1 protein-coding gene is annotated in these 482 nt (G+C 62.2%); it reads right to left on the reverse strand.

The window, feature by feature from the left end; translation table 11 throughout:
* A partial coding sequence (locus tag J5M56_RS24815) for a 2Fe-2S iron-sulfur cluster-binding protein (protein ID WP_207938039.1) occupies positions 1-482 on the reverse strand: 482 nt, incomplete at both ends.

Below are 482 nucleotides of genomic sequence, written 5' to 3' on the forward strand. Positions count from 1 at the left end.
GCCTAGCATGCCGAACTCCATCACGCCGGCGATTTCCTGACCGAAGCGCACGCAGCGCGTGCAGTGGATGCAGCGCGACATCTCTTCCATCGAGATGAGCGGGCCGACTTCCTTGTGGAACACCACGCGCTTTTCTTCCGCGTAGCGAGACGTCGACTTGCCGTAGCCGACCGCGAGATCCTGCAACTGGCATTCGCCGCCCTGATCGCAGATCGGGCAGTCGAGCGGATGGTTGATGAGCAGGAACTCCATCACCGACTGCTGCGCCTTCACGGCCTTCTCGGAGTTGGTGTGGACGATCATGCCGGCCGACACGGGCGTCGCGCATGCGGGCACGGCCTTCGGCATCTTCTCGACTTCGACGAGACACATCCGGCAGTTGGCCGCAACCGAGAGCTTCTTGTGATAGCAGAAGTGAGGGATGTACGTGTCCGCCTTGTGCGCAGCCTGGATCACCATGCTGCCTTCGGGCACCTCGACCT

It is taken from the genome of Pseudomonas sp. 51_B, assembly GCF_017491595.1.
Taxonomy (GTDB): Bacteria; Pseudomonadota; Gammaproteobacteria; order Pseudomonadales; family Pseudomonadaceae; genus Aquipseudomonas; species Aquipseudomonas promysalinigenes.